Source organism: Oleiphilus sp. HI0123 (assembly GCF_001635315.1).
On the sequence record NZ_LWGE01001544.1, the window covers coordinates 1 to 5,261 of the forward strand.

The following is a 5,261-nucleotide window of genomic DNA, read 5'->3' on the forward strand; positions in this document are numbered from 1 at the left end:
AAAATAGCTCACTATGACTAGAGTATAGATTGGATTTTTAATAATGCAGGCAATTAATGGCTGAGTATTATTGGTAGGTTTCTTTGTCGCCGAGTGTTTCTCTAATTCTGCGGTAACTATTCATGCGCTCTTCACTAATCTCACCTTTGTCGTAGGCGTCAAGGATCGCGCACTTGGGCTCATTATTATGTTTGCAGTCACGAAAACGGCAGTAGCCAATATGCGGCCTGAGTTCGATAAAACCTTCCAACAGTTCTTGCTCATTGATATGCCATAAGCCGAATTCTCGTATGCCCGGTGAGTCAACAATTCTACCGCCACCCGGAATATGAAAAAGCTTGGCTGTCGTCGTGGTGTGAGTACCTTTACGGGATACTTCCGAAAGCGCGCCGACTTTAATGCTCTGATCACCCAGAATACTACGAATCAGTGAAGACTTGCCGACACCGGATTGGCCAACGAAGACGCTGGTGTAGTTTTTTAGCCAGTCGAATAAGGTGGACTCACAATGCTCGACTTCATTGGCTGAGGTCTTGAGTACTTCATAGCCAAGTGCTTCATAGCTTTGGCAGAGTTTTTCTATCTGAGCGCGGTTATTATCATTAATCAAGTCGCTTTTGTTAAACAGTATGGCAGGCTTGATGTCGAGAGTTTCAGCGGCCACCAGATAACGATCAATTAGATTAGCGTAGGGTGTGGGTTCAGTGGCGACAACAATAATAATACGGTCGATATTGGCGGCTACGGGTTTGAGCAGCCCATAGTTGTCTGGGCGTTGCAGTAAACTGTGGCGTTCTAGGCGTGTTTCGATCACACCGCTTTGGTCTTTGCCGGGGCGCCAGACGACTTCATCACCGGTGACTAAAGCATCGACATTTGCTCTGACATGGCAGCGATGAACAAGTTTTTCTGTTTCGCCTTCGCAAATTTCGCTGGGTTCGATATCGAGCAGTTGGCCATAGTGCGCGATGACCAGGCCTTTTTGTTCTTCACCTAAATCGCTTGCTGCATATTCTTGCCCTAGCTTTTTGTCTTTGCGGTCGGCACGTGCGGCTTTCTCAGCTTGTATTTTTTCGATACGCCATTGCTGCCGTCTATTCAGTTTACGTTTGCTCATAAGCTCCGATGAATCGCTAGGAAAAGAACCAATGGCGCTATTCTAGCAGTAAAAGTATTCCAGAAGCTTGTTTATATCGAATATAGTGATTATCTTTAGCTGCCAAGCACCAGCATTAATCATAGGACTATTTTGATGACCGACAGCCCCGCGAAACATAAAGACAACCTTATCTGGATCGACCTAGAAATGACCGGCTTGGATCCTGAACAAGAGCGCATTATCGAGATCGCTACGATTGTGACCGACTCACAGCTAAATACCCTGGCGGAAGGGCCGGTTATCGCGATTCACCAAAGTGACGAATTGATGGACTCTATGGATGAATGGTGTACCAAAACACATGGTGAAAATGGTCTGACTGCTCGGGTTAAAGCCAGCAATACTTCCGAGAGAGAAGCAGAACAAGATACGATAGAGTTCTTGAAGCAATATGTAGATAAGGGCTGCTCGCCAATTTGCGGAAATACCATTGGTCAGGATCGGCGCTTCTTGGTGAAGTATATGCCGGAGCTAGAAGCCTTCTTTCATTACCGGAACCTGGATGTCAGTACATTGAAAGAGCTAGTTAGGCGCTGGAAACCAGAGATTCAATCAGGCTTAAAAAAACAAGGTACTCACCTGGCACTTGATGATATTCGAGATTCGATTGAAGAGCTAAAATATTACCGGGAGCACTTTATTAAAGCCTAAGTAAGTGCCACTCCTTTAAGAACCCTTCTTTTGGTTTCTCCGTGCAGGCCTCCGGCCGCTCTGTGTCCTCTGTGGTGGGTTCGTTTTTGGGGTTTTGATCTTTAGGATTAAGCCCTCTTAACCACAGAGGGCACGGAGCGCTTCGCTGCAAAGAGGAATAATATTTCCCTGTAAAATGGGTGCAATTCAGCTTAAGTAAGTGCCATTCGGGTCAGAGTAAAAAAAGCTATTTTTACTCTGATCCCACGATTAGGCGCTTAAGTCCTGCAATCAGTGCCTGGCATTCTTCAGGTGTACCAATACTAATCCGAAGATAATCTTTAATGCGTGGCTGTTTGAAGTGGCGAATGATAATCGATTGTTCACGCAAACCAGCAGCGAGAGCTTCAGCTTCAATATCTAGGTGCTTGGCGAGCACAAAGTTTGCCGCAGAAGGCATGACTTCAAAACCCAAGTTCTCGAGCTCTAGTGTTAGCCAATCACGCGTTTCAATGGTCTTATCGCAGCAGGCTTGAAAATAAGCTTTATCTTTAATCGCTTCCGATGCGCCTTTGATTGCAAAGCGGTCAAGCGGATAGGAGTTGAAGCTGTTCTTCACTCGCTCAAGGCCATCGATCAAGTCTTTATGCCCAATGGCAAAACCGACACGTAAGCCCGCCAAAGAACGAGATTTAGAAAAGGTCTGAATAACCAATAAATTGGGATACTTATTGACGAGCGCAACGGCACTTTCACCACCAAAATCGATATAAGCCTCATCCACGACGACCACTGATTCAGTATTCCTTTTCAGCAGAGCTTCGATTTCGTCTAATGGCAATACACGACCGGTTGGTGCATTAGGGTTAGGGAAGATGATGCCGCCATTATCTGTTGGGTAGTCGCTAAGCTCTATTTCAAACCGTTCACTAAGTGGAAGAGTCTTAGGTTCAATTTCGTATAAGCTGCAATAAACCGGATAAAAACTATAAGTAATATCGGGGTAGAGTAGCGGCTTACCATTTGATAGCAAGCCCATAAAGGTATGTGCTAGCACCTCATCTGAGCCGTTACCGACGAAAACCTGCTCGACTTCAAGGTCGTAATATTCGGCTATCGCACTTTTCAACTCACTGGCATTTGGATCAGGATATAAACGAAGAGAATCAGACGCTTCAGCCTTCAGGGCCGAGAGAACTTTGTCAGAGGGGCCATAAGGGTTCTCGTTAGTATTGAGCTTAATAAGATTGGAAACCTTAGGTTGCTCACCTGGAACGTAAGGGGTGAGCTTGTGAACGATGGGGCTCCAGAACTGACTCATAATAACTCTCTTAAATTGAAAACTGATATCGCGAGGGCGAATTTAGATTACTGCTTACTTTACCGAATACCGGCTTAATCGCCAAGAATGAAATTATCTAAATCATTTTTAAGCCTGGTTTCGAGTGTGGGGGGGGTGCAAATATTATGCGCTTATTAAGCAAATACAATAAGAACGATAATGATCACCCTAGACCGCTTTCAACTAATTTTTTTACTTTCTCTGCCTATTATTGGCGGTATGATCTCGCAAAATATACTGAATATCGTCGATGTCGCAATGGTCGGTCATCTGGGGGCTAGTGCCTTAGCCGCAGTAGGAACAGGGAGTTTTGCAGCCTTCGTTTCAAGCGCCATGGTTCTGGGGCTGTCTAGCGGTGTTCAAGCTGTTGCCTCTCGTCGTTTGGGTGAGAAGAAAATCGAGCAAGCTGGGGTGTCGCTATTTGCAGGTGTGATGATCGCCGTAATATTTGGCAGCCTTCTGACAGCTTTAATTTATCCTTATATACCTTCTATTTTTCCATATCTTAATGCCGATACCGAAGTCGCTGAATTAGGTAGCTCTTATTGGGAGATCAGAGTCCTCGCGACGGTTTTCATGGGGGTGAATTACGCCTTTCGCGGTTACTTTAATGGCATTAGTCAGCCAAAGTATTACATGTTGTCGCTAGTGTTTATTCATGTACTAAATATTATTCTGAACTATATATTGATTTTCGGTCACCTTGGTTTCGCCGCTATGGGGACTGATGGTGCGGCTTGGGCGAGTACCATTGCCATGGGCGTTGGTTCTGTTCTGTATTTTTGTTTGGGCTTCTTCAAGCTGGAGTCGTTAAAATTATTCCGTATAAAACCAAGCTTAAGTGATCTTGCTAGCGTCTTTAGACTCACCATTCCAGCAGGTTTTCAGCAGCTGTTAATTGCGATTGGTATGATCAGCTTGTTTTGGATGGTGGGTAAAATAGGCGTTAGTGAAGTTGCCGCTTTAAATATACTCATCAATATTCTGATGTTATGTATTTTGCCAGGCTTTGGTTTTGGTATGGCCGCTGCAACGCTGGTAGGTACAAGCTTAGGTGAACGAGACAAGGTGAAGGCTAAACTCTGGGCCTATGATGTTGCCAAAATTGGCGGAGGGATAACCTTGATACTCGGTATGTTATTAGCCTTCAATGCAGAGCTTATCTTGCGCTTTTTCACTTCAGATACGGCTACCATTGACGCGGCTCGCTTACCTTTGCAGGTGACGGGGGCTTTAATATTTATCGATGTTATCGGTGTGATTCTTATGAACGCCTTGCTGGGAAGTGGTGACGTAAAAGTAGTCTTGAAGACAAGTATGCTTTCTCAATGGGCTGTGTTCTTTCCTTTAGGTCTTATCGCAGTAGTTTATTTTGAGCCGCCCTTGCTGGTGATTTGGCTTTTGTTTTCTTTCTCTCGCCTGGGCCAAGGTTTTGTTTACGGTATTCACTGGCATAGAGGGAAATGGGGAGGCGCTAAGCTTTAGTGTTTAGCGCTTCAATGACGGTGATTTCTAAATCGTTCTAGCCGCTCTGACGTGCTTGGGTGGCTTGAAAAATAGCCCTGTATTTCAGATTCTTGTTTTGGCTCCACGCTACCTATGTTTTCTTCGGGCTCGTTTGCACCTTGGTCTTTTTCTTGGGATTCTAAGTTCTCCATTAAGGTAATAAAATCCTCAGGATGTAAGCCAAACTCTTGTAAATGTTTCAGCGCAAAATCATCAGCCTCGAGCTCCATTTTTTGGGAATAGCCTGCTTGCAGAAGAACACCAGGTAAGGCAAGAATTGCTTGGCTGGTGGTTGAAATATCGCCAGTTACGATAACGATGAATAGGGCTAGGCTGGATTGCTGTATCAGTCTTCTCAGACTATGCCGGTGAGCGATATGTCCAATTTCATGCAGCATGATCGTTTCCAGCTGCTCTTGGTTCTCTGCGAGTTTGACCATCTCATCGGTAAAAATAATGGTTCCTGATGGAAGTGCAAAAGCATTCGCACCGATGGACTCGCTTTTGCGGAACTCGATTTTCATTGGAATGAGCTCAAGGCCTTCAATCTTTGTCAGCTCGTCGGCGATGCGATTAAAGGCCTGCCTTAAGGAGTCGCGCTCTTCTTCAGCTAATTCACTGCTT

5 protein-coding genes are annotated in these 5,261 nt (G+C 45.0%); 2 read left to right on the forward strand and 3 right to left on the reverse strand.

Translation table 11 applies throughout. The annotated features are described in order from the left end of the window. Positions 1-67 precede the first annotated feature (67 nt). Complete coding sequence (gene rsgA / locus A3761_RS20635) at positions 68-1,117, reverse strand: small ribosomal subunit biogenesis GTPase RsgA (protein ID WP_068553429.1); 1,050 nt, start codon at positions 1,115-1,117, stop codon at positions 68-70. A gap of 135 nt (positions 1,118-1,252) precedes the next feature. Here rsgA and orn point away from each other — a divergent pair, with 135 nt between their 5' ends. Beyond that, complete coding sequence (gene orn, locus A3761_RS20640; RefSeq protein WP_068509667.1) at positions 1,253-1,810, forward strand: oligoribonuclease; 558 nt, start codon at positions 1,253-1,255, stop codon at positions 1,808-1,810. Between the two features lie 232 nt (positions 1,811-2,042). On the opposite strand, the gene hisC is transcribed toward orn, so the two are convergent. After that, positions 2,043-3,110, reverse strand: coding sequence for a histidinol-phosphate transaminase (gene hisC / locus A3761_RS20645; protein WP_068509665.1), 1,068 nt, complete (start codon positions 3,108-3,110; stop codon positions 2,043-2,045). Positions 3,111-3,290: 180 nt separating this feature from the next. Between hisC and A3761_RS20650 the strand changes: the two genes are divergently transcribed. Further along, positions 3,291-4,616, forward strand: coding sequence for an MATE family efflux transporter (locus A3761_RS20650; RefSeq protein WP_068509662.1), 1,326 nt, complete (start codon positions 3,291-3,293; stop codon positions 4,614-4,616). An 11-nt stretch (positions 4,617-4,627) separates the two neighbouring features. On the opposite strand, the gene A3761_RS20655 is transcribed toward A3761_RS20650, so the two are convergent. After that, the coding region (locus A3761_RS20655; RefSeq protein ID WP_156491994.1) for a M48 family metallopeptidase at positions 4,628-5,261 on the reverse strand (634 nt) is incomplete at its 5' end.

Bases quoted from the DNA above. Each gene is read 5' to 3' on its own strand.
- rsgA (WP_068553429.1), bottom strand. From the start codon at position 1,117: ATGAGCAAACGTAAACTGAATAGACGGCAGCAATGGCGTATCGAAAAA.
- orn (WP_068509667.1), top strand. From the start codon at position 1,253: ATGACCGACAGCCCCGCGAAACATAAAGACAACCTTATCTGGATCGAC.
- hisC (WP_068509665.1), bottom strand. From the start codon at position 3,110: ATGAGTCAGTTCTGGAGCCCCATCGTTCACAAGCTCACCCCTTACGTT.
- A3761_RS20650 (WP_068509662.1), top strand. From the start codon at position 3,291: ATGATCACCCTAGACCGCTTTCAACTAATTTTTTTACTTTCTCTGCCT.